The 24022-nt window shown below is 32.3% G+C and carries 19 protein-coding genes and 1 pseudogene; 6 read left to right on the top strand and 14 right to left on the bottom strand.

Annotation, left to right across the window (positions count from 1 at the left end; translation table 11 throughout):
• Nucleotides 1-14 precede the first annotated feature (14 nt).
• The 4 genes from xdhA to ACREWB_RS00620 form a co-directional block, all read right to left on the bottom strand.
• Entirely contained in the window at nucleotides 15-2294 is a 2280-nt protein-coding gene (gene xdhA / locus ACREWB_RS00635) for a xanthine dehydrogenase subunit XdhA (RefSeq protein WP_431545544.1), read from the bottom strand.
• Between the two features lie 34 nt (nucleotides 2295-2328).
• Nucleotides 2329-3687, bottom strand: a complete 1359-nt coding sequence (locus ACREWB_RS00630; protein WP_431545543.1) for an 8-oxoguanine deaminase — start codon at nucleotides 3685-3687, stop codon at nucleotides 2329-2331.
• A gap of 61 nt (nucleotides 3688-3748) precedes the next feature.
• Nucleotides 3749-5473, bottom strand: a complete 1725-nt coding sequence (gene ade / locus ACREWB_RS00625) for an adenine deaminase (protein ID WP_431545542.1) — start codon at nucleotides 5471-5473, stop codon at nucleotides 3749-3751.
• A gap of 37 nt (nucleotides 5474-5510) precedes the next feature.
• The gene (locus tag ACREWB_RS00620; protein WP_431545541.1) at nucleotides 5511-6866 is read right to left on the bottom strand and encodes a nucleobase:cation symporter-2 family protein; all 1356 of its coding nucleotides are present in this window, start codon (nucleotides 6864-6866) and stop codon (nucleotides 5511-5513) included.
• Between the two features lie 212 nt (nucleotides 6867-7078).
• Here ACREWB_RS00620 and ACREWB_RS00615 point away from each other — a divergent pair, with 212 nt between their 5' ends.
• Complete coding sequence (locus ACREWB_RS00615) at nucleotides 7079-7723, top strand: helix-turn-helix transcriptional regulator (protein ID WP_431545540.1); 645 nt, start codon at nucleotides 7079-7081, stop codon at nucleotides 7721-7723.
• Between the two features lie 59 nt (nucleotides 7724-7782).
• Here the strand turns inward: ACREWB_RS00615 and ACREWB_RS00610 are convergent, their stop codons facing one another.
• The 3 genes from ACREWB_RS00610 to ACREWB_RS00600 form a co-directional block, all read right to left on the bottom strand.
• Nucleotides 7783-8760: a 2-hydroxyacid dehydrogenase gene (locus ACREWB_RS00610; protein ID WP_431545539.1), complete on the bottom strand. Its 978-nt coding sequence runs from the start codon at nucleotides 8758-8760 to the stop codon at nucleotides 7783-7785.
• 142 nt (nucleotides 8761-8902) lie between these two features.
• Nucleotides 8903-9769 carry a DMT family transporter gene (locus ACREWB_RS00605; protein WP_431545538.1) on the bottom strand — a complete coding sequence of 289 codons (867 nt, stop codon included), beginning with the start codon at nucleotides 9767-9769 and terminating at the stop codon, nucleotides 8903-8905.
• A 3-nt stretch (nucleotides 9770-9772) separates the two neighbouring features.
• Nucleotides 9773-10483 carry a DUF8091 domain-containing protein gene (locus ACREWB_RS00600; RefSeq protein WP_431545537.1) on the bottom strand — a complete coding sequence of 237 codons (711 nt, stop codon included), beginning with the start codon at nucleotides 10481-10483 and terminating at the stop codon, nucleotides 9773-9775.
• 178 nt (nucleotides 10484-10661) lie between these two features.
• On the opposite strand from ACREWB_RS00600, the gene ACREWB_RS00595 reads away from it, so the two are divergent.
• Nucleotides 10662-11153, top strand: coding sequence for a metallophosphoesterase family protein (locus tag ACREWB_RS00595; protein ID WP_431545536.1), 492 nt, complete (start codon nucleotides 10662-10664; stop codon nucleotides 11151-11153).
• Nucleotides 11154-11238: 85 nt separating this feature from the next.
• On the opposite strand, the gene ACREWB_RS00590 is transcribed toward ACREWB_RS00595, so the two are convergent.
• Both ACREWB_RS00590 and ACREWB_RS00585 read right to left on the bottom strand, forming a co-directional pair.
• Nucleotides 11239-11451 (bottom strand): heavy-metal-associated domain-containing protein, encoded by a 213-nt coding sequence (locus ACREWB_RS00590; RefSeq protein WP_431545535.1) that lies wholly within the window; start codon nucleotides 11449-11451, stop codon nucleotides 11239-11241.
• 148 nt (nucleotides 11452-11599) lie between these two features.
• Nucleotides 11600-13339 (bottom strand): methyl-accepting chemotaxis protein, encoded by a 1740-nt coding sequence (locus ACREWB_RS00585; RefSeq protein WP_431545534.1) that lies wholly within the window; start codon nucleotides 13337-13339, stop codon nucleotides 11600-11602.
• 353 nt (nucleotides 13340-13692) lie between these two features.
• Here ACREWB_RS00585 and ACREWB_RS00580 point away from each other — a divergent pair, with 353 nt between their 5' ends.
• The 3 genes from ACREWB_RS00580 to ACREWB_RS00570 all read left to right on the top strand — a co-directional run bounded on the left by ACREWB_RS00580 (nucleotide 13693) and on the right by ACREWB_RS00570 (nucleotide 17911).
• Nucleotides 13693-14169, top strand: a complete 477-nt coding sequence (locus tag ACREWB_RS00580) for an NADH-quinone oxidoreductase subunit NuoE family protein (RefSeq protein ID WP_431545533.1) — start codon at nucleotides 13693-13695, stop codon at nucleotides 14167-14169.
• 62 nt (nucleotides 14170-14231) lie between these two features.
• Entirely contained in the window at nucleotides 14232-16127 is a 1896-nt protein-coding gene (locus tag ACREWB_RS00575; protein ID WP_431545532.1) for an NADH-ubiquinone oxidoreductase-F iron-sulfur binding region domain-containing protein, read from the top strand.
• A gap of 47 nt (nucleotides 16128-16174) precedes the next feature.
• Nucleotides 16175-17911 (top strand): NADH-dependent [FeFe] hydrogenase, group A6, encoded by a 1737-nt coding sequence (locus ACREWB_RS00570; protein WP_431545531.1) that lies wholly within the window; start codon nucleotides 16175-16177, stop codon nucleotides 17909-17911.
• A 47-nt stretch (nucleotides 17912-17958) separates the two neighbouring features.
• Here the strand turns inward: ACREWB_RS00570 and ACREWB_RS00565 are convergent, their stop codons facing one another.
• Genes ACREWB_RS00565 through hydF form a run of 4 tightly spaced genes read right to left on the bottom strand, consistent with a single transcriptional unit; the run spans nucleotide 17959 to nucleotide 22320 of the window.
• Complete coding sequence (locus ACREWB_RS00565; RefSeq protein WP_431545719.1) at nucleotides 17959-19131, bottom strand: SpoIIE family protein phosphatase; 1173 nt, start codon at nucleotides 19129-19131, stop codon at nucleotides 17959-17961.
• A gap of 1 nt (nucleotide 19132) precedes the next feature.
• On the bottom strand, nucleotides 19133-20851 hold the full coding sequence (locus tag ACREWB_RS00560; protein WP_431545530.1) for a [Fe-Fe] hydrogenase large subunit C-terminal domain-containing protein: 1719 nt from the start codon (nucleotides 20849-20851) through the stop codon (nucleotides 19133-19135).
• Entirely contained in the window at nucleotides 20844-21098 is a 255-nt protein-coding gene (locus tag ACREWB_RS00555) for a (2Fe-2S) ferredoxin domain-containing protein (protein ID WP_431545529.1), read from the bottom strand. Before ACREWB_RS00555 ends, ACREWB_RS00560 begins: the two co-directional genes overlap by 8 nt.
• 16 nt (nucleotides 21099-21114) lie before the next feature.
• On the bottom strand, nucleotides 21115-22320 hold the full coding sequence (gene hydF / locus ACREWB_RS00550; protein WP_431545528.1) for a [FeFe] hydrogenase H-cluster maturation GTPase HydF: 1206 nt from the start codon (nucleotides 22318-22320) through the stop codon (nucleotides 21115-21117).
• A gap of 303 nt (nucleotides 22321-22623) precedes the next feature.
• Between hydF and ACREWB_RS00545 the strand changes: the two genes are divergently transcribed.
• Complete coding sequence (locus ACREWB_RS00545) at nucleotides 22624-23304, top strand: polysaccharide deacetylase family protein (RefSeq protein WP_431545527.1); 681 nt, start codon at nucleotides 22624-22626, stop codon at nucleotides 23302-23304.
• Between the two features lie 83 nt (nucleotides 23305-23387).
• Here ACREWB_RS00545 and pssA read toward each other — a convergent pair.
• Nucleotides 23388-23911, bottom strand: a pseudogene (gene pssA / locus ACREWB_RS00540) (CDP-diacylglycerol--serine O-phosphatidyltransferase).
• Between the last annotated feature and the right edge of the window lie 111 nt (nucleotides 23912-24022).

Genomic DNA, 24022 nt, shown 5'->3' with positions numbered 1-24022 from the left:
TTCCACCTCTACTTTTATATTAAATTTTTCTCTTTAAATTTTTCTACAAGTCTTTGTGGTGTTAACGGAGCAACATTAAACTTAACTCCTGTAGCATTAAGCACAGCATTTCTAATTGCAGGTGCAACCGGAATTGCAGGTGGTTCTCCTAATGCCTTGTTACCAAAAGGCCCTGATACATCATAGGTTTCTGCAAATTGAGCTTCCAAATGTGGAGTATCCATAATAGTTGGAAGTTTATAATCAAGTAAATTATCATTGAGCATTCTACCTGTCTTTGGATCAAATAAAAGCTGTTCACTTAAACCATAACCTAAACTCATACTCATACCACCATGTACCTGTCCTGCCGCTAGCTTAGGATTAAGAATTTTACCACTATCGTGGACATTAATAACATTAATTACTTTAATTTTACCTACGGGAATATCAACTTCAACCTCAACAAAACATAATCCAAAAGCGAAGGAATTTGATTTACATTGATTTGTAACATCTGCAGTTATGTGAACTGATTTTTCAGTATTGTAAAGTGCATGCATAGCAACTTCTTTAAGTGAAGCTATAACTTCACCAGTTTCACTATTTACAATATTATTATCTTTAAGTTCAATGTTTCCTTTAGGAAGTTTCAACATAAAATTCGCATGTTCTATTATTTTTTCTTTTATCTCTAAAGCAGCCTTCTTAGCAGCCATACCTGATACATAAGATTGCCTAGATGCATAAGCCCCTGTATCAAAAGGTGTAATATCTGTATCTTGCGTTGATACAGTGTGCACATTTTGAGGTGGAATGCTAAGCACCTCTGCTACCATTTGTCCAAAAACGGTATCTGCCCCTTGACCTATTTCCGTAGCACCCATTTGAAGTTGAACTGAACCATCTTGATTAAGCACAATTCTACAAGCTGACGTTTCCAGTGAAATAGGATAAACACCCGTTGCATAGCTAAATATTGCCATACCCACGCCACGCCTAATTGGTCCAGTTTGATTTTGGTATTCTTTAAGTTTATTATCCCAGTCTATATATTTTCTACCCTTTTCAATGCATTCATAAAGTCCATTACTGTAACACTTAACCTGATTGTCAACAAAACCTAATTTCATAGAATTTAGTTTTCTAATTTCAATCTTGTCTAAATTAAGTTCAGTTGCAATATCATCAACATGAGATTCAATAGCAAACGTTATTTGTGGTATACCATAAGCACGCATAGCACCAGATGATGGCATATTAGTAAATACTGAATACATATCACCTTTAGTTGCAACTTCGCTCTGATATACTTGTTTGAATGCGTGACCTGCTTTACTTGTTATACTATGTCCATGGGATGCATAAGACCCTTTATTACCATATACTTCTACTTTTCTAGCAACAAACCGTCCATTTGGCCTCACATAACTTTTGATTTTAATTTTCATAGCATGACGCACACGGGTACTCACAAAATCCTCTTCGCGACTCAAATCAAGTTTAACACATCTGCCACCAATAACTGTACATAAATATGCATTTAGCGGTTCGTAAAGAACCTCTTGCTTATTACCAAAGCCTCCACCTATATAAGGTTTAATAACTCTGACTTTTCCCCACTCAATGCCAAGAGCTTGACCAACTACACGTCTTACAATATGAGGAATTTGAGTTGATGTAACAACAACAATTCTTTTACCCTCCGCATAAGCATAAGAAATTGGATTTTCAAGTTGGCAATGCTTAACCATTGGAGTTTCATATTCTCCCTCAAAAACAACAAGCCCTTCTTCTTTTATAGCATTATCATAATTGCCTACTTCATAACTTGTATGTGCAAAAATATTACCTGGATACTCCTCATGAATGCTTTTAGCTCCTTGTTTTAGTGCAGCATCAATAGACATTATAGGTTCATATTCTTCGTATTCTACTTTTATAAGGTTAATAGCTTTTGTTGCAGTTACACTATCTTTAGCAACTACTGCTGCTATGTCATCACCATAATATCTAACCCTTTGATTAAGCAGTTTTCTGTCTGCTATATCCTGGTGGGCAGGGTCCAGCGCAAAAGGATGCCCAGCTGTTGGAAATCCGGTAGAGGGAACATCAAAACAAGTTACAATTTTTACAACCCCTTCTAGTTTCATTGCATCTGCTACATCAATACTTTTAACAAGGCCATTTGCAATAGTACTATGCATAATTTTAGCAACAAGACAATTACTCAACTTAAAATCATCTGTAAACTGTGCACGTCCAGTTACTTTATCAAAGGCATCGACTCTTTTAATACTCTTTCCAATACTCATATTGTTCCTCCTTATATAGTAATCAAAACTTCTATTATAAATTTTCATTAAATTTCTTTGCAACAATATTACCTTCATAATAGATCTTTTCTTCATCAATGTTCACCAGTTTACCATCTTTTACAGCAATCACACCGTTTACAATAGTATAATCAACATTTCCTTTAAAGCCTACAGTACCAAGAAATGATTTAGGGTCTAAATCTGCCCCTATAAGTTCTAGACGGTTAAGGTTTATCATAAATAAATCCCCTGCCATTCCAACCGATAACTTACCAATATCTGAGCGTCCAAGTACTTTCGCACTTCCTCTAGTAGCCATTTTAAGTATATCATAAGCTGTGGGAGCACTTTTACCTGAGTTTAATCTATGCAGTAAAAATGCAACTCTCATCTCTTCTAGCATATTTGATCCATCATTGCTTGCGCTTCCATCAACTCCAAGACCAACAGGTACTTTGCACTTTAGCATTTGGGGAATCTTTGCAATTCCTGAGGACAATTTCATGTTGGATATGGGACAATGAGCAATGCCTGTACCAGTACTTGCAAGTAATTTTATTTCATCATCATTAAAGTGAATACCATGTGCAAGCCACACATCAGAGCCGAGCCATCCCAAACTTTCCATGTACTCAAGAGGGCGCATGTTGAATTTTTCCATAGTAAAATTTTCTTCATCTACTGTTTCTGCAAGATGTGTGTGGAGTCTAACCCCAAGTTTTCTAGCAAGTTTTGCTGATTCACGCATTAAATCTCCAGTGACACTAAATGGTGAACAAGGAGCAAATGCAACCTGCCTCATTGCAAAACGATTTTTGTCATGGAATTTTTTAACCAATGCCTCACTATTTTTTAAAATCTCGTCAACAGTTTGAACCACTGAATCCGGTGGAAGTCCACCATCCTTAATGCTTAGAGACATACTACCTCTAGATGCATACATTCTTATTCCAAGCCTTTGCGCCGCTTCGAACTGTGTCTCTATTAGCCCACTTTGGTTTTTAGGAAATACATAGTGGTGGTCAAAGCATGTTGTACATCCTGTCTTTAAAAGTTCACCCATTCCACAAAGGGAACTGTACATAATAACATCACTGTTTACATTTTTCCAAATCTCATACAAATATCTTAGCCATGGGAATAATTCCATATTTTGAACTTCTGGAATATTTCTACTAAAGTATTGATAAAGATGATGGTGTGTATTTATAAGACCTGGATACACTACCATATTTGTTGCATCTATAATCTCATGGGCTGGTTTAACTTCGCTACCAATATATTTAATTTCGCCATTTTCAATAAATAAATTTATATTTTGAAATACGTTGTCCTCATCATCACAAGTCACTAAATATTTAATGTTCTTTAAAAGGATTGAATTCTTCATAAGCATCTCCTTTAAAACAATTATATCATCCTTAAAAAAATGCGTCAATAATAATTATTAATTACAAATCAGTATGCTTAAATTTAATTACATCAAAGAGTCCTCTATCAGTAATCTTTAGTTCAGGGATAACCGGTAATGCCATGAAAGCTAAAGTCATAAAAGCATTAACACTTTCATTAATGTTAAGTTCTTCCATAGCTATTTTATTAAGTTTTTCATGTCCTTTTGATACAGTTTCTAAATCCTCTGAAGACATAATACCTGCAATATCTAGTGGTAAATATCCTTTGACCTCACCGTCTACAACAATAACAAGACCTCCGCCAATTTCTATTATCTTTTCTACAGCTATTTTAACATTGGTAGGATTATCGCCTATTACTATTAAGTTATGGGAATCATGTGCTATCGTTGATGCAATTGCTCCATTTTTAAGACCATACCCTTCAATTAAACCCTTACCGATATTGCCAGTACCACTATGTCTTTCAAATACATAAATAGGAAGTATATCAACTGCTTCATCATATATATAAAATCCATTTTCATCTACTTTTACTTGCCTAGCTACATTCTTCGTAAAAAGACTATGATCCATAATTTTGATAACTTTTGCAGTGTTAGATGTAACTTTTAACTTTAAATCATCCTTCGAAAAGTCTTTTATATTAACACTGTTAGATACAGTTTCTAAAAGTTTCTTATCTTCCGCTATATCTTTATACCAATCATCTTTTATTTGTTTTCCTTTTTTAAAAGTTTTTAATACATTAAAGTCTGATAAATTATCAACTATTATAAAATCTGCTATATACCCCGGAGCAATAGCTCCAAGTTTTTTAAGATTATAACATTCCGCTGAATTAAGTGTTGCCATTCTAATGGCAGTAATAGGACTCACCCCCGCTCTAATAGCAAGCCTAATGTTGTTGTCTATATGCCCTTCTTTTAAGATGTCCGTAGGGTGTCTATCATCTGTGCAAAAAGTAAATCTTCGCTCATTAAAGGAATTTACTGCTCCAACTAAATCTAATAGATTCTTCGCTGCCGATCCTTCTCTTATTGCAACATAAATACCATTTCTAAGTCTATCTAATACCTCTTTATGGTTGCTACATTCGTGGTCTGTTTTAACTCCAGCTAAAGAATAAGCATTTAATTCTTTTTCTTTAATAATAGGTCCATGACCATCTACTATTTTATGGTAATCATCAGTTAGTTCAAGTTTTTTAAGAATACCTTCATCTGTAAAAACAACTCCTTGATAATTCATAAGTTCTCCTAAACCCAAAACTCTTTCATGCTTCATAAGTTCTTCTAAATCTTTTGCTTCAAGAATAGCCCCCGATGTTTCAAAATTCGTAGCTGGAACGCAAGATGGTAACATAATATATACATCAAGTGGTAGATTTTCACTAGACTCAATCATATATTTTATTCCAGAAAGTCCTTTAACATTTGCTATTTCGTGGCAATCAGAGATAACCGTTGTGGTTCCTCTAGGTAAGACTGCTCTTGCAAATTGATATGGTGAACCCATAGATGACTCTATATGCACATGAGAATCAATTAACCCAGGAACTATATATTTCCCTTCACCGTCAATTACCTCTTTGCCTTCATAATCACCAATACCAATAAATACACCATCACTAATAGCTAATTTACCATATATGATTTCTTGCGAAAATACATTAACCACATTACAATTTTCAATTACTAAATCAGCTTTTTTTCTACTTGTAGCTATTTGAATTAAACTTTTAGTTTTACTGGATTTCATAGTACTAATCCTCCCTAGGTACTTCCTTTAATATATTTTATTGTTCAATTGTTTTTGAACCAATTTTAGAATTTAAGTTTGAAGGAGTTTCTTCTTTTAATATTACGTTAAGTAATAAAGCCACTACTGTACCTGCACTTATACCTGAAGAAAAGAAACTTTTAACAGCTGAAGGCATACTACTTAAAAAATCAGGCCTTACAGTAACACCTAGACCTATTCCAAGTGAAATAGCTAGAATAAGCATGTTTCTGTTGTTAAGATTAACCTTTTGAATTGTTTTAATTCCTGCGGATATAACCATTCCAAACATTATAATACCTGCACCACCTAAAACTGGTTCTGGCATAATAGAGACAAGTGCTCCAAATTTAGGGAATATACCTAATATCATTAAAAGTATTCCTGCAAGAGCAACTACAGATTTACTTGCAACTCTAGTAATTGGTATAAGTCCAACATTTTGTGAAAAGGATGTATTAGGTCCAGCATTTACGCACCCTGCTATAAGTGATCCAACTCCATCAGCAAGTATACCTTTTGAAATATCATCAGATGATATATCTTTACCTGATGCTTCTCCAATAGCCATAAGAACTCCTACTGTCTCAACGGTTGTAACTAAATAAGCTATAATAAATGCAGCAAATGCTGAAAACTTAAAAGTAATACCATATTTAAATGGTGATGGGAAAGCAATGATGCTAGCATTCGTAATTTGTGATAAATCAAGCATTCCCAGTGGGAAACATATTATATAGCCAAATATTAACCCAATGATAACTGATGCAGAAGAAACAAGTCCTTTACCGTATCTATTTAATAATGTAATTACAATCATTACTGAAAACGCAATACTTACGTTTCTAACACTACCATAATCTTTAGCACCAAATCCACCAGCAGACCAATCTATTGCTACGGGTAATAAAGTAAGACCAATTAACATAACAACTGTCCCTGTTACAATTGGTGGAAAAAACTTTCTTAAAGGCTTAATAAACCGACTTAAAACGATTTCAATGAAGGACCCCATTATTGTTGCTCCAAATATTCCTGGTAATCCAAGAGCAGATCCAACAGCTATAGATGGTCCAACAAATGTAAAATCAGTTCCCATAACACATGGTACCCTAGCCCCTACAGGACCAATCCCTCTAGCTTGAATAAAAGTTGCTATACCTGCTGCAAATATTGCAGCACTTACTAAAAATGCAACGTCTTCCCCTGGTAGTCCTAAAGCTCCACCAATTATTAATGGTACTGCTACAATGCCCCCGAATGCTGCCATTATGTGCTGAAAAGCAAGTAAAATTGATATGTGGAATGGTGGTTTATCATCGATCTTATACAAAATACCACCATTGTCCTTAGATGAATTTACTGTACTCATAATATAGCCTCCCTATGTATACTCTTTATATTTTTTAGATTATCATTACTCTAAATAAAAGTCAATATGATTTTCATAATATTTTTGCAATTCAAAAATATTTTTGTAAATTGTATTGATTTTAAAAATAAATATTGATATACTTAAATTATAAAATTTTTGTAAAATTCTTTTAATTTTAGATTAATTATACGAATTGTGAGGTTATTTATATGAATAATGATTCTAATTTAGATTTTTTAAAAAGATTAGCAAAAGGTATTTCATCCCAATTTGGTAGAAACTGTGAAGTAGTTATTCACGACCTATCTTCTGGAGATGTAGATTATCCAATTATATTTATTGAAAATGGTGACGTTACACATAGAACCACAAGTACTAATGCATCCCGCATTGTTTTAAATGCGCTAAAACATGTTTCTGATTCACTGGAAGATAAATTAAGTTATATTACAAAGACTTACGATGGTAAGATTTTAAAATCAAGTACCATATATATACGAGATAATGAAAATAAGCCTACAGGAATATTCTCTATTAATTACGACATTACTGAGCTAACTATTGCTAAAAACTGTTTAGACTCTTTAATTAATTATGGAGAAGATATTGAGGAACCAAATAAAATTCCTCAAAATGTAAATCAACTCCTAGATGACTTATTGGATGAATCTGTAAAAAAAATAGGTAGACCAGTTGCACTTATGAGTAAGGAGCAAAAGATAGAAGCTATTCAATTTCTAAATGATGCTGGAGCCTTCTTAATTACAAAGGCTGGCGATAAAACTGCGGAATTTTTCGGTATTTCAAAATACTCCATATACAATTATATAGATATCAAAAATAAAGTTATTTAAATAGGCGGAACTAAAAAAAGTACTACCCCTTTAAATAAACGGTAGTACTTTTATAGTATTTATTTTAATACTTCCGTATTAACGCAAGTATCTGGCTTTTCACCTGCAAGAACTTTAATAATATTCTTAGCCGCAATCAATCCCATATTTGTTCTTGTTTCCATTGTAGCCGAAGCAATGTGTGGTACTATTACAACATTATACATGTCTAAAAGTTCTGGTTCTATATCCGGCTCGTGTTCATACACGTCAAGTCCAGCTCCCCATATTTCACCAGACTTAAGGGCCTTAACTAATGCTTTTTCGTCAACTACTGCCCCTCTAGATGTATTAACAATAACCGAAGTTTTTTTCATAATAGAAAATTCTTTTTCTCCAATATAATGAGTGGTAGAAGGCAAAAGGGGTACATGTAGGGAAACAAAGTCTGATTCTATTAAAAGCGTTTCTTTATCCACATAAATAGCACCTAATTCATTTTCTATTTTAGAATTTCTCCTTGGTCCAGTGTAAAGTAATTTCATATCAAAAGCCTTAGCTTTTTTTGCAAAGTTAAAACCAATTCTACCTGCTCCTACAAGACCTAAGGTCTTTCCGGTAATGTCCCGTCCAAGAAACATCATAGGATCCCAAGCTTGAAATGCACCGTTCCTTGTAAATTTATCTGCTGATACTATTCTTCTAGATACTGCCATAAGAAGTGCCCATGCAAGGTCTGCAGTAGCATCATCTAGTACTCCAGGTGTGTTTGTAACTATGACTCCCATTTGGGTTGCAGAAACTATATCAATGTTGTTGTACCCAACACCATAATTGGCAAATATCTTACACTTAATTCCAGCTGCTTCAAACACCTCTTTATCAATAATATCAGTTATTACACATAGTACAGCATCTGTATTTTTTACCTTTTCTAACAACTCTTCTCTTAATAGTGCTCTATCTTGCGGATTGATTTCCACATCAAAATGCTCTTCCAAAAGTTCAATAGCCTCATCTGGTATTCTTCTTGTAATGTAAACTTTTTTCTTGTCCATATATTTACACCTCCTAATATTCCTAATTTGCACTTATAATATATTTATATTATACCCTATAATATATTACCTAAAAAGATAATTTGTAAATTAATACTAGATATTTTTTACCATTAATAAAACTTATCACAAACTTGTATAATTAAGTTTCTGTTTTTAAAGTTCTTTTCCGGTTGTAAATATAAGTAAAAATTGCTGCTGCTATAATTAGAAATGTTCCTATAGCACTTAAGTAATCTGGAAGTTCCGACCAAACAATAAATCCTATAATTGCAGAAAACACTATACTAGTATAATCATAAATTGATACTTCTGCTGCTGGTGCATATCTATAAGCATTGGTTAACGTGAATTGTCCAATCCCCGCAAAAACTCCCACACAAGCTAAGTATATAAATTGAATTATAGTAGGTTTTTGATAATTCATCATCATTAGTGGAAACATTACTACCACTGAAATAAAGGAAAAATAAAATACAATAGTCGCCGCCTTTTCCCTTTCCCTTAAGAATCGTATTAATGTATAGGCTGCTCCCGCACACATAGCAGATATAAATCCCGAAAGTGATGGTAGTACTGAAAAATTAAATTGCGGTTTAATAATAAATAGCGCTCCACTAAACACAATAATTAAAACAGGTATTTGTATTTTAGAAAGCTTCTCCTTTAAAAAGATTGCGGCAAATAATGTTACAAAAAAAGGCGATATTTTATTTAACATACTTGCATCTGAAAGCACTAAATTATTCAGTGCATAAAAACTAAGTATTACACCTAGAAGACCCAGTAGAGACCTAGAAAGTAAATATTTCTGGTTTTCTTTCTTACCAAACAAACTTGCCTTATTATTTTTTATCATAATATATGCCATACCTAAACTTACTAAATTTCTATAAAACACTTTTTCAAAAAGTGGAATGTCACCTGAAAGCTTTACCATTGCTCCCATTATTGAAAATGCTAAAGCGGATATCAGTATAAGTGTAATTGCTTTGGGTTTGTTGTCCATTCTTTACCACCTTCCGAATATAATTTCGTTTTTGTTTTTACCTATTTGTTTTATAATTTCCATTTTCCTTAAACAATATGTTACTTTTCTTGCCTTAAAAATAGTAATCTTAAGTTCTGCGGCTAAATTTTTATTAGTGAAACTCTCAGGTAATCCTTTTGGTAAAAAGATAAGAAAATCTTCTTTTTCTTTGAATACGACTTTTTCTACTACCTCTACTAATTTTCTATCGCTAATACTTATACCTTTTCGTCTCCAACTACCTTTTCCATCATTACATCTTATTTCTTCCTGTTTAGTCATTAAGATCTCTAGCATGAAATTTTCTTCTAGTATCAAATCAGAAATCCTAACTAGCTCATCAAATAAGTCTACAAGTTTTCCTTTCTTAGGAGATTTCCTTCTACTAATTATTTCATCCAATTCTCCTATTGTTACTATATATTTTTCAATAGCTATAGGATGTACTAACCTAACCTTATTATACTTAATAAGTTCTCTAAGTTTATTTCCAATTGCACTAAAATTTCTTGTCTGTATTTCTATTAATGAATCTTCTCTTACTAAATCAATTATATACTTGTCTACTTTTACTTCTAATCTATCTCCTGGTACAGCATACCATTGCTTAATAGATGAGTGCAAAGACTTCTCATGCTTTATATTTATTCCTGTTTGCTCTAAAACATAGACTATATCTTCTGTTCCGCTCATTTTTTCTCCTCATGTTTTAATTTATATTTAAATTCAAAAAAATACTACTTATAACTATATGATAATTATAGCAGATATATTATATAAGTATAATTATAAACTAAGAATTAAATAATTGAATACTAAATTGTGTATCAAAGCATAATATAAGATAATATAATAGATAAGGTGATGCATTATGAAAATTGCAATAATATCTGATACTCATGTAAAAAAACATAGCGATAAACTTTTTAAATTTATTGATAATTTATCTAAAGAAGCTGATATGATAATTCATGCAGGTGATTATGTTTCCTCGACTGTTGTCTCAAAATTAAGAGAACATAAAAACTTTATTGGAGTATGGGGAAATAATGATAAAGGATATATCAGGGATTTATTAAAAGAAAAAATGATTATACCTATAGAAGGATATAAGATTGGTTTGTACCATGGCCACGGCGGCTCTAAAAGCACTCTAGACAGCGCCTACAATACATTTATTAATGATAGAGTAGATATAATTATTTTTGGCCATAGTCATCAGCCGCTTATCCTAACTAAGAACAAGATACTTATGATAAATCCAGGTTCACCCTCTTATAAGCGCCGTGAGCCATGGTACTCCTATATTATTCTAGAAATACAAGATAAGCAAATAAATGTTCAGCTAAAATTTTTTAATTAATATAGCCCCTGTTCAATTAATGAACAGGGGCTATATTAATTGTTATCTAAACAATTTATAATAAAGAAAATTAGTATTTGTTATATTAATCTTCTTCTATTTCAGTAACTTCATATCCTACTTCTTCAATTGCGTCAGTAATATCATTATCACTTACTTCATCATCAAATTCTGCCATTGCAAACTTCTCTTCTAAGTCAACTTTTACTTTTATAGCACCAAGGTCTAATAGCGCTTCTTTTACATGGCTTACACAATGACTACAACTCATTCCATCAATATATATTTTTTTCTTCATTAATAAATCCCCTTTCTATTGTTAATTTATATTATTATATATGTCTCATTTTAGATTATAAATTCAATAAGTCAACTTAATTTTACGTTATAGCTTAATTTCTTTTTATTTAGTACATTATATCCATAATGTAAAAATAAATTCACCTTTATTTTAATTTTAACTTTGATAACCGATTCATTAGTTCCACAGTAGAATTATCTAATTCTTTCAATACGACCTGTAAATTTACCATCTCATTTACTCCATACTGTATGCTGGATGCCACACTTTCCGTAGCATTATTATTTTCTTTTGAGATATTTGCTAATTTTTCAATCTGATTATTTATAGTAGACGCATTTGCAGACATTTCTTCAGTTGATGCCGATACCTCTTCAACGTTTTGAGAAACCTTGCTAATGGAACTGGATATTTCATCAAATTTATTAGCTGCTATCTCAACATAACTATATACATTTTTAACCCTATGTGCTACGCCCTCCATTGAACCACCTGCAGCTGCGATCCCTCTTTGAACTTCTTTAATTAGCTCAGATATTTCTTCAGCAGATTTTGATGACTCCTCTGCTAATTTCCTTACTTCATCTGCGACTACCGCAAAACCTCTTCCTTGTTCCCCTGCTCTTGCTGCTTCAATAGAAGCATTTAATGCTAATAAATTAGTTTGTTCTGATATAGATGTAATAGCTTCTACTATGCCGTTTATCGCTTCTGATTTTTCATCTAACACTTTAACTAATTGCGATGTATTTCCTACTTCATCTACTATTTCTTTAGACTTACTTGCAAGTTCCATCATAGTTTTATTTCCTGCACTTGCATTGTCTTTAGCTTCTATTGCTTGTTGCGTAACCTTTTGAGAATTATCAGCAATTTGAGACACTACGTCATTAACATAATGAATATTACTAGCAGCGCTAGTAAGTTCCTGTGTCTGTTCCTCTATTCTGGAAGCAATATTTCCCGTTACTATATTCATTTCATTAAAACCCTCTACATTTCTTTGGAACGCATCCGTGAATTTTTCTTTAACCTGATAAATTTCATTAGACGTTTTACTAATATGGCATAAAAGTTCTTGGAAGGTGTCTAGCATATCATTGGTAGACTCTGCGAGTTCCCCTATTTCATCATTGCTTTCTATTTGAATTCTTTTTGTTAAATCACCTTCTAAATTAGACATATCTCTCATTTTCCCTACAAGCATATTTATTGACATCGTCTGTCTTCGGGTAATCTTATTCACTATTAATTTTATAATTGAAATAGCTATAATGAAAAATATAATTAGACCTAGCAAAATTAATAGTTGTGTCTTCAATATGACATCTAAATTAATTTTAAGTATTATTAACGCATTTATTCCATTCATAGTCTTTATAGGTATGTATGTATTCATTGATGCTTTTCTATTTACCACATCTCTCTTAACCTCTGAGAGGGTTGGTTTACCTTTATTTACAGCTTCATCCATTATCTCTTTATTAGTAGCATCTTCAAATACATCCCCAAATTTAGCGGGACTTTCTTTAGATTTATCTATAATGTATGTCCATTTATTATCTTCATTTAAAGTAATAATAGATATCTCTTGTATAACATTCTTTCCTTTTTCAGCTAAAAATATCATTCCATCATTAATATCCTTATAAACTTCTCCATTTTCTTTTTCTCTTAAAAACGTATTATAATCTACCTTTTCTAACTGATTGGTAATTGTTGTGGTCACCGTCGGTCCTATAGCTACAACTACTTTACTAATGGCTAATTGCAGCAAAAAATACGTAGCAACAATTATAACTAAAAATATTGAAATAATTAACAACATAATTCTTTTGCTTAATTTATCACTTATAGAGGTTTTCTTGTTTTTTTCTTTTTCCATTTTAATTCACTCCTAGTATTTTTGTCTATAACCTTCTTTTGTTATAGTTTTCCTGTTCATGTAATATTAACATAACATCAAAAAATAATATATAATTTTTACTCTAAATGGAATATTTTTTTATAATATTTTCTCTCCATATATCAATACTACAAATTGCTTTAAGATTTAGTAGATTTTTTCCTAAAATAATATTATACTATATTTGATGTATTATACATTTAATTAACCTTATTTTTTAATTGACATTATAAAAGACTATTTTTTTCGCAATAATTCCGTATAATGCAGAACTTAAATAGAAAAATAAAATTTTTCTATAAATACTCATAAATTAAAGGAGGTATATTTTAGTGTGTTCTAATTGTTTAAAAGATGAAACTTTCAAAATTCTAGAAGAATTTATTAACGACCTTCCAACTAAAGAAGGTGCCCTTATTGAAGTGCTACACAAAGCGCAAGGCTTATTTGGCTACTTACCCCAAGAGGTACAAGCTTTTGTAGCAGAAAAACTGAATATTCCAGTTTCTAAAGTTTTTGGTGTTGTTACTTTCTATTCTTTTTTCACTATTGAACCAAGAGGAAAATATGTAGTAAATGTTTGCATGGGAACTGCCTGTTTCGTTAGAGGTTCTGGAGATGTACTTAATGAGTTTCAAAATAAACTAAAGCTCAAAACTGGTGAAACTACTAGTGATGGAAAATTCACATTAGGATCATTAAGATGTGTAGGCGCCTGTGGTCTTGCACCTGTAGTAACTATAAACGATAAAGTTTATGGACATGTTACAGTAGACCAAGTAGATAAAATATTAGCTGAGTACATTTGAAATGAGTACATTGAAAATGAGTACGCCGAAAACGAGTATGCAGAGTAGAAGGGGGAAATAAATTGAATAAAATTAATTCTTTTGATGAACTTAAAAACATTCAAAATGATCATAATAAATTACTAGAAATGAGAAAGATAAACGAAGAATCTGAAAAAGCTTCCGAAGGCACTCGATGTAAAAGGTATTTATCAGTTTGTGGTGGTACAGGTTGTATGTCAGCTCAAAGCGAAGAAATATTAGAAAATCTACAAAAGGAAATCAAAGAAGCAGGACTAACTGATGAAGTAACTGTAGCTATAACTGGTTGTTTTGGTTTCTGTGAAAAAGGTCCAATCGTTAAAGTTTCTCCTGATAACGTATTTTACGTTACTGTTAAACCAACTGACGCAGCGGAAATAGTTCATGAACACTTATTAAAAGGTAAAGTTATTGATAGACTTTTATTTGAAGACCCAAGTGCAAATACAAAGATAAAAAAACAGGAAGATATGCCATTCTATAAGAAGCAAGTAAGAATTGCCCTTAGAAACTGTGGACTTATTAATCCTGAAGACATAAATGAATATATAGCTGAAGATGGTTACTTAGCATTAGGTAAAGTAATTACTCAAATGTCTCAAGATGACATTATAAAATTAATGATTGATTCAGGACTTCGAGGCAGGGGCGGCGGTGGCTTTCCAACAGGTAAGAAATGGGCTTTCGCAAAAATGTACGATGCTGACCAAAAATACATAATTTGTAATGCTGATGAAGGAGATCCGGGAGCTTTCATGGATCGCTCTATTCTTGAAGGTGACCCTCATAGTGTTTTAGAAGCTATGGCAATAGCTGGTTATAGTATAGGTGCCTCAATTGGTAATATTTATATCAGAGCAGAGTACCCTCTTGCTATTAGCCGACTTCGAATTGCTATAGGCCAAGCTCGCGAATGTGGTCTTCTTGGAAAAAACATTTTAGGAACTGATTTTAGCTTTGATATAGAGATTAAATATGGTGCTGGTGCTTTTGTATGTGGAGAAGAGACTGCATTAATTCAATCTATTGAAGGTGAACGTGGAGAACCAACTAATAAACCACCATTCCCAGCTCAAAGTGGATTATGGAATAAACCAACTTGTGTTAACAATGTTGAAACTCTTGCAAATATTCCGGCTATCATTAATAATGGTGCCGCGTGGTATAGTTCTATAGGAACAGCAACATCTAAAGGAACAAAAGTTTTTGCTCTTGCCGGTAAAATCAATAACGTTGGACTAGTAGAAGTTCCAATGGGTACTACTCTTCGAGAAATTATATATGATATCGGTGGTGGAATTAAGAACGGGCGTGAATTTAAAGCTGTTCAAACAGGGGGTCCATCCGGCGGATGTATTACCGCAGAATTTTTAGATACACCAATAGATTATGAATCACTTGGTGCTATAGGGTCTATGATGGGTTCTGGTGGTATGATAGTTATGGATGAAGATAATTGTATGATTGATATAGCTAAATTCTATTTAGAATTCACTGTTGAAGAATCTTGTGGTAAATGTTCTCCTTGTAGAATAGGAAATAAACGTCTTCTTGAAATGTTAGATAAGATTTCAAAAGGAAATGGTACAAAACTAGATTTACACAAGCTAAAATCACTTGCAAATACAATCAAAGATACTTCACTATGTGGCCTGGGACAAACTGCTCCAAATCCAGTATTAAGTACTTTGAAATACTTCATGAGTGAATACGAAGCCCATGTATATGATAAAACTTGTCCTGCTGGAGTTTGCAAGGACTTATTAAGATACACAATTACTGATAAATGTATTGGTTGTACAAAATGTGCAAGACAATGTCCTGTTAACTGTATTAGCGGTAAAGTTAAAACATTGCATGTTATTGACCAAAGTAAATGTATTAAATGTGGTGCATGCCAAACTGCATGTCCAGTTAATGCAATTATAAAAAAATAATATGTAATAAATCTAAAATATAGAAATATAAGAAAGAGGTGCACGCTGTGAGTTTAATTACCCTTACTATAAATGATAAAAAGATCCACGTAGAAGAAGGCTCAACTATTCTGCAAGCTGCTAAAATGTTAAATATAAACATTCCTACACTATGTCACTTAAATATGCATGACGGAAAAACTACAAACCACCCTGGTTCTTGTCGTGTATGTGTTGTTGAAGTAACCGGTAGAAGAAACTTGGCCCCAGCTTGTTCAACCCCTGCTACTGAGGGAATGGTTGTTAAGACAAACTCAATTAGAGCTATTAAAGCACGTAGAACTGTGCTTGAATTAATTTTATCTGACCATCCACAAGACTGCTTACTATGCGATAAAAATACTCAGTGTGAATTACAAAGATTAGCTGCTGAACTAGGTATTCGTGAAGTTCGCTATAAAGGTGAAATGTCAACTTATCCTGTAGATAATTCAAGTAGTTCTATTGTTAGAAATTTAGATAAATGTATATTATGCAGACGTTGTGAAACTGTTTGTAACGAAATTCAAACTGTTGGGGCTATATCAGCTATAGGTAGAGGATTTGACACTGTTGTATCTACTGCTTTTTCATTACCAATAGGGGAAACCACTTGTACTTTCTGTGGAAAATGTGTTTCTGTATGCCCAACCGGTGCGTTAACAGAGGTTAATAATACTTCTAAAGTCTGGAATGCTCTTGACCAAACAGAAAAAATTGTTGTTGTTCAAACCGCTCCTGCAGTTAGAGCTGCACTAGGTGAAGAATTCGGAATTAAACACGGTACTGCTGTTACTGGTAAAATGGTTGCAGCACTAAAAATTTTAGGATTTACTAAAGTATTTGATACTGATTTTGCTGCCGACTTAACAATAATGGAGGAAGCTAGTGAATTTGTTCATAGATTACAACATGGTGGAAAACTTCCAATGCTTACAAGTTGTTGTCCTGCTTGGGTTAATTTCTTTGAACATCAATTTAGTGATTTATTAGATATTCCATCTACTTGTAAATCACCACAACAAATGTGGGGTGCTGTTGCTAAAACATACCTTGCAACAAAAATGAATATAGAGGCAAAGGATATGATAGTTGTATCTGTAATGCCTTGTCTTGCAAAGAAATATGAAGCCGCTAGACCAGAGATGTCTACCAATGGAATACCCGATGTAGATATAGTTATAAGTACAAGAGAACTGGCTAAAATGATAAAAGAGGCTGGAATTGATTTTAATTCACTACCCGAAGAAGACTTTGATAATCCACTTGGAGAATCCACCGGAGCTGGAGTACTCTTTGGCACCTCTGGCGGAGTTATGGAAGCAGCCCTTCGTACTGCTTATGAGTGGTTAACAAATGAAACACTTGAAAGTGTAGATTTTGAAGCCGTGCGAGGTTTAGAAGGCATAAAAGAAGCCACTGTAAAAATTAACAACCTTGATGTTAAAGTGGCTATCGCTAGTGGACTTGGAAATGCTCGTAAACTATTAGAAGCTATTCGCTCTGGCGAAGCCAACTACCATCTAATTGAGATTATGGCTTGTCCTGGTGGATGTATTAATGGTGGTGGACAACCATATTCAACTGATTTTGAAGATATAATAGAAAAGAGAATGGCTGTTATATATGATGAAGATAAAAATAAAACTATAAGAAAATCTCACGATAATCCATACATCAAAAAAATATATGAAGAATTCCTCGGAGAACCATATGGTGAAAAAGCTCATGAACTTCTTCATACACATTACGCAAAACGTAAATAATAAGAAATAAAAAAAAACAACAGATGTAATTACATCTGTTGTTTTTTTTAAACATAATTTACATTAACATATTTCCCTAGTTTTTTCATGCATTCAACCAGTTGATCAACAATTTTTAGCTTAATACTCAAATCAATTGGAAAATTAGGATTTTGATGTGCTGGGTTTATAGCCTTTCCTACCCAAAAGTTTATATGAGTACAATCTTCTATTAACATTTTAACAAGCCTACTAGCTCCGTCAAGACCTTCCAAATCACAATAGAATTCCTGCTCAGCAAAATTCAATTCGTAATTATTTAACTTTTCTATTGTTTTACTTAAAGTTAACACTCCTTCAGTTACTAGATCTATTCCATTTATATTGGCCGTAGGTGGCACATCTTTATCAAAAAAATCTAAATTTACTTTAAGATCAACGCCAAGCTCTCTACTGGCAATATTTGATGTGGTCCCCCCACATATTATCTTTTTTCCAGGTCCACTCATAAATTCCTTAATAACATAACTATCATTTATCGGTTCCTTCGGCGGTCCAGTAAATAAATCAATAAACTCAGGTTTCCGCGCTTTTATACATAAAGCTGTAGTATCATCTCCAGGTTTTCCTCCATATAAATCCCAGCACACCTGAATTAAATCCTTTGCAATATTTTTAGCACTTCGCCTACATTGTATATTTCTAATTAGGTAGTTTTGTACATTATCCCAGCTCCAACCCAAATTCAATATATTCCCAATACCTGCATGTATACATCCATCACTTACCACTGTAAGCACGTCACCCTCATTCATCGTAAATTGACTTTCATATACTTTTTTCTCATTAATTATACTTTCTTTTTTATCTATTTTAATTGCCATATTATTTCTTATTAAAAAATAAGGTGGATTATCATATTCTGCAATGTATACCCTTCCATCATTATAAATTTTCATAATGGTAAAAGTACAATAGGCAATATTTCTAACCTTACACACAGGTAATGTATTTACAATAGTATCTACAGTCTCATAGATATCTGCTCCTTCCTTAAGCATAGTACTAGCTATTTTTGCTGTTAGCGAGGCTAGTATGTTAGCCTTCACACCACTACCTAACCCATCTGCTAATACAATTATTGTACTATCTTGAAGTCTTATTATTTCTACCCTATCACCACAGAGTTCCTCACCTTTTTTTATAAGATTATCATATGATACATCAATAAATAAACTCATTTTACTCACCATCTTCTCCTGCTACTATTTTTTTAAGCTTAGTTAAAATAATTTTTGTTTCTGCAGTTGTTTCACCAAGTAAACTTGCTATTTCTTGAGCAACCCTCATTTGCTTATTAATAACCTCTTGAGCAGCATTTAGAGTATTTTCTTTAACCTTTTTTAACTCTTTTTTGTTTTTCTCTTGGACCATAATATTAATCATGCTTACTAGTACCATGTCTTGTTTCTTAAGATATACAATATTTTCTATAAATACTACTCCATATTTTAGGTAATCAATTTTTTTACCTATTATACTTTCTCCAGTTTCTCTTACCTTTTTAAAATTCTCATCATCAATAAGTAGAGATATAGGTTTCCCTATGATATTCTCAGCTTGTATTTTAAATATAGCCTTAGCCGCTGGATTTATCTCTCGTACATTCATTTCTCCATCTAATAATATTAGAATACTAGCAGTATTCTCAACTATTTCATTAGCAAGACTTTCTGCTTTAGTTCTCATATAATGAAGGCACATAGTAGTTTCAGCCATACCTTCAAATATAGCTTGTGCTTTTATTCTACATGTGTCATATCCGCACACACCACAATTCAATTCATCTTTAAGTTCATACTTTCCCATTGTTTTCATAATAGTTATGATTTCTTCTTCTGTAGCTATAACTCTTTTAATAGGTTTTTCACTAAATCCTCTATAAAAACTCATTACTTTAGGAATCTCTGTATATTTTGAATTATTATAATTTTTACGGCTATTTATGTATTTTTTTACTTTATTTAATTTAACATAATAATTCTCGCCATTTTTAACCATAACTGGCCCACCAATACAGCTTCCCTTGCATGTACTAACTTCAATAAAAATGTCTTTTAAGTCACCACTTTTAATACTATTGAATACTTCTATACATTCTTCCATTCCACTTACAGAAATAACATTAAGCTTACTCTCTTTTAATCGCTCTCCCATTGCCTCTATAATACCTCCCCCTATGGGAAATCCTTGACCTTTACTATACGGCGAGGTATTAAAGTCTTCTTCCTCGAGTTCCTGCATTTTTATACCATCTTCAATAATCCAAGAATTCACCTCATCAAAAGTTAATACGGCATTGATTATATTTTCTTCTAGATAACTATCAAATTCAGATTTTTTTGCTAGGCATGGACCTATAAAAACAACAAAACTATCTTCGCCAAACACACTTTTTAATAATTTACAATGGGCTATCATTGGAGATACTCTTGGTATTAAATATGGGACTAGTTCTTTAAAATATTTTGTTACTAAGTAATTTGCTGATGGACAAGCCGTTGTTATATAAACATCTTGATTATTATCTTTAATATAATCATTATATAATTCAGATACTATTTCAGCCCCTATTGCAGTTTCTTCTATTAATCCAAATCCCAACTTCTTTAAAGCGGTAACAATGATTCCTGGTTGTACATCAAAAAAACCAGCAAAGGATGGTGCTAAGCTTACTATGACTTTTTTGCCTGAATTTATTGCAGATTTAACTAGATCCACATCACTTTGAATTTCTCTAGCGTTTTGTGGACATATAGTAAGACAATGCCCACATTCTATACATCTTTCTTCATCTATCATAGCTTGGTCATTTTCAAATTTTATTGCCTTAACAGGACATGACCTAAGACACTTATAACAACTTGTACACTCTGCTTTGGAAAAATTTATATTACTCATTTGAAATACCCCTCATTATAGTTTCATAAAAGAATGAATCTACATTATTTTCATTTAAAGAAAAAAATTTGTCATCATTCACAGTTACTGAAACTGCCTCTGTGCACCTTCCAATACAGAATGCGCCTTTAATTTCCACCATATTCGAAACGTTATTTTCCTTGATTAGCCTTTGTAAGGCTTCTATTACTTTATAAGATCCCTTTAAATGACAAGCACTACCAACACAAATACTAATAGTTATCATTATTATCATCCCTCTTCTATTTTATATCATACTCTTTAAAAGCGCTAAGTACTCTATCTAATATACCATTTATATGTGCTATAGCTATACCGAAATTTGTTATAGGTAGTTCTTCCATGTTAGCCCTTTTGATTCTTGACATTAACTGCTGCCTATTGAACATACACGCTGCACAATGCACTATTAGCTTGTATTTACTTAAATCCTCAGGAAAAGCGTTTCCTGCACAAACTGTTATATCTAACTTTCCACCCACTTTTTCTTCAAGCCACATAGGAAGTTTTTCTCGTGCAATATCACCTTCTAGCGGATGATGAGTACAGGCTTCTGCTATAAGCACCTTATCTCCCGGTTCCAAGGTATCTATAACCCTTGCACCTTTAACTAAGGTATCTAAATCCCCTTTATACCTAGCCATAAGTATAGAAAAAGAAGTAAGTGGTACATCCTTTGGTATTATAGTATTTACTTTTTTAAATATCTGTGAGTCCGTAATTACTAAATCTGGTTTTTCTTTTAGTGAATCAAGAACATCCTGTAGCTCACTATCCTTTACTACTAATGCCATTGCATCGTTATCAAGAAGATCTCTTATTATTTGAACCTGTGGAAGTATTAACCTACCTTTTGGTGCTTGAAGATCTTGTGGTGCTACAAGTATTACTCTTGCCTTTGGTTTTACTATATCACCTACAATTGTACACTTTTCAAAATCCTGTGGTGCCATATCCATAATAGCTTTTTTCAGTTCATCAATATTCACCATAGCCTTAGAACTAACCTTCACAAAAGATATATTTATGACCTTTTGAATCCGTTCTAAATCAATGTCACCTCGATCTATCTTATTAATAACTCCAACTACAGGAATTTTTCTTTCCTTTAGCTCTGCGTACCATTCTCTTTCAAAATATAAATCACTATCACTACCATCAATAACCAAAAGTGCTAAATCCGTCTTATCCATAACTTCTTTAGTCTTCTTTATTCTGAGTTCCCCAATTCCGCCTATGTCATCAAGTCCCGCAGTATCTATTATAACTACTGGTCCTATCGGTAGTAGCTCCATAGCTTTATATACAGGGTCTGTAGTAGTACCTGCAACGTCTGATACTAAAGCAGCTTCCTGCGCCGTAAGCGCATTTATTAAACTTGATTTTCCAACATTTCTTTTCCCGAATATAGCTATATGTAGCCTATTGGAATTTGGTGTCTGCTGCATACGTCATCTCTCCTCTTTATCTTTTTATTACATCATTAAACCAACAAATCTAATATATAGTAAGTATGAAATTTCATACAGTAAATTCACTCTAACTCTATGGAACAATATAATTATACAAAACTCCAATAATAATTGTCAATGAATTATAAAATATATTGTTTTAGCTTAATACATTCTTATATGGGTACACTAATTAGGAAAAGTATAAAGGTAGGTGATAATATGACTCTGCTAAAAAGAAGCATTCTCCTTATTTTTACTATTACAGTTATTTTCCTATTATTGATTAATGTTAACAATATGGATAATGTCAAAAAAAACAACCAGGCATTAATGACTACAAATCATACTAATAATATCAAACCCTTAAAATTAGTCTATTTAACTTTTGATGATGGTCCTACTTATGTTGTTACAGATGCACTACTTAATGTGTTAAAAAAAGAAAATGTAAAAGCTACTTTTTTTGTAGTAGGAAAGGAAATCGAAGGCAAGGAAATGATCCTTAAGAGAATTCACCATGATGGTCATAGTATAGGTCTTCACACCTATACTCATAATTTCAAGAAAATATATAGAAGCAGAGACAATTTTATAAGTGAGATGAAAAAAGCCTCTAATAAAATTGAAGGTGTGATTGGATTTGCTCCTAAAATTATAAGATTCCCTGGTGGTAGCTCACAACGGTTGAATACTGTTACTTTAGAAGTTATTCATAAAAACAATTTTAAAATATATGATTGGAATGTTAATGTTTATGATGGTATAAATCCTAATTTAACTCCAACACAACTTATTAACAACTCTCATATCATTAAAGGCAATAAAAATGTAGCCATAGTGCTAATGCACTGCAATTTTAATAATAAAAACACAGTAAAAGCCCTACCTGGAATCATAAAATATTATAATGATCTAGGTTATAAATTTAAAACTATTACTGAAGATACTCCAGAATATTACTATAGATTTAAAAATTGAGTAGTAGCTTATCAAAAAAAACCTCACCATAAGGTGAGGTTAATGTTATAATTGCGAATTCTTAACATATTTTGTTCATATTACTACCTTTTCTTAAATTTAAAATTACCTACCATCAAATATGATAATACACACAATAAAAATATAGTAGGACCTATATTTGTAGCTTTACCAGTTCCAGTCATAATCAAAGCATAAAGTGCTAAAAATGTTCCTGTAATTGTGATGGAATCCCTGAGAAAACGCCACTGAAATCTGTAATATTATATTTCGCTAATCTATATGCTCCTGCTACTGGGAATACTAAAACCATTAAATATCCGATGTAACCTATTGTGGCAAAATTATAAATATTAAATATTAATATGGAAGGTGCAACACCAAAAGATACTAAATCACATAATGAGTCTAGTTCTTTGCCCATGTCATTTTCTACTTTTAAATATCTAGCTATTCTTCCATCATATCTATCAAATAACCCTGCTAAAAAAATAAATAATACCGCTAATCTATAATTGCCTTCAAAACTCATAAGTATTGACATAATTCCACAAGACATATTGCTTAAGGTGAAAATGTTTGGTACTGCATTTTTTATTTTAACCATATATATCACTCCTATAGTTATGATTATACCATAATATTATAAGTTATACTTTAATATTCTCACACATTCCTATAAATAAAGTGTTAAATTTTACTAAATATTGATTTATTA

This window comes from Clostridium sp. (assembly GCF_050717635.1).
Lineage (GTDB): Bacteria > Bacillota > Clostridia > Clostridiales > Clostridiaceae > Clostridium_AD.
The sequence above is the reverse complement of the archived record's forward strand: the minus strand, read 5'-3'. Positions and strand labels throughout refer to the sequence as shown.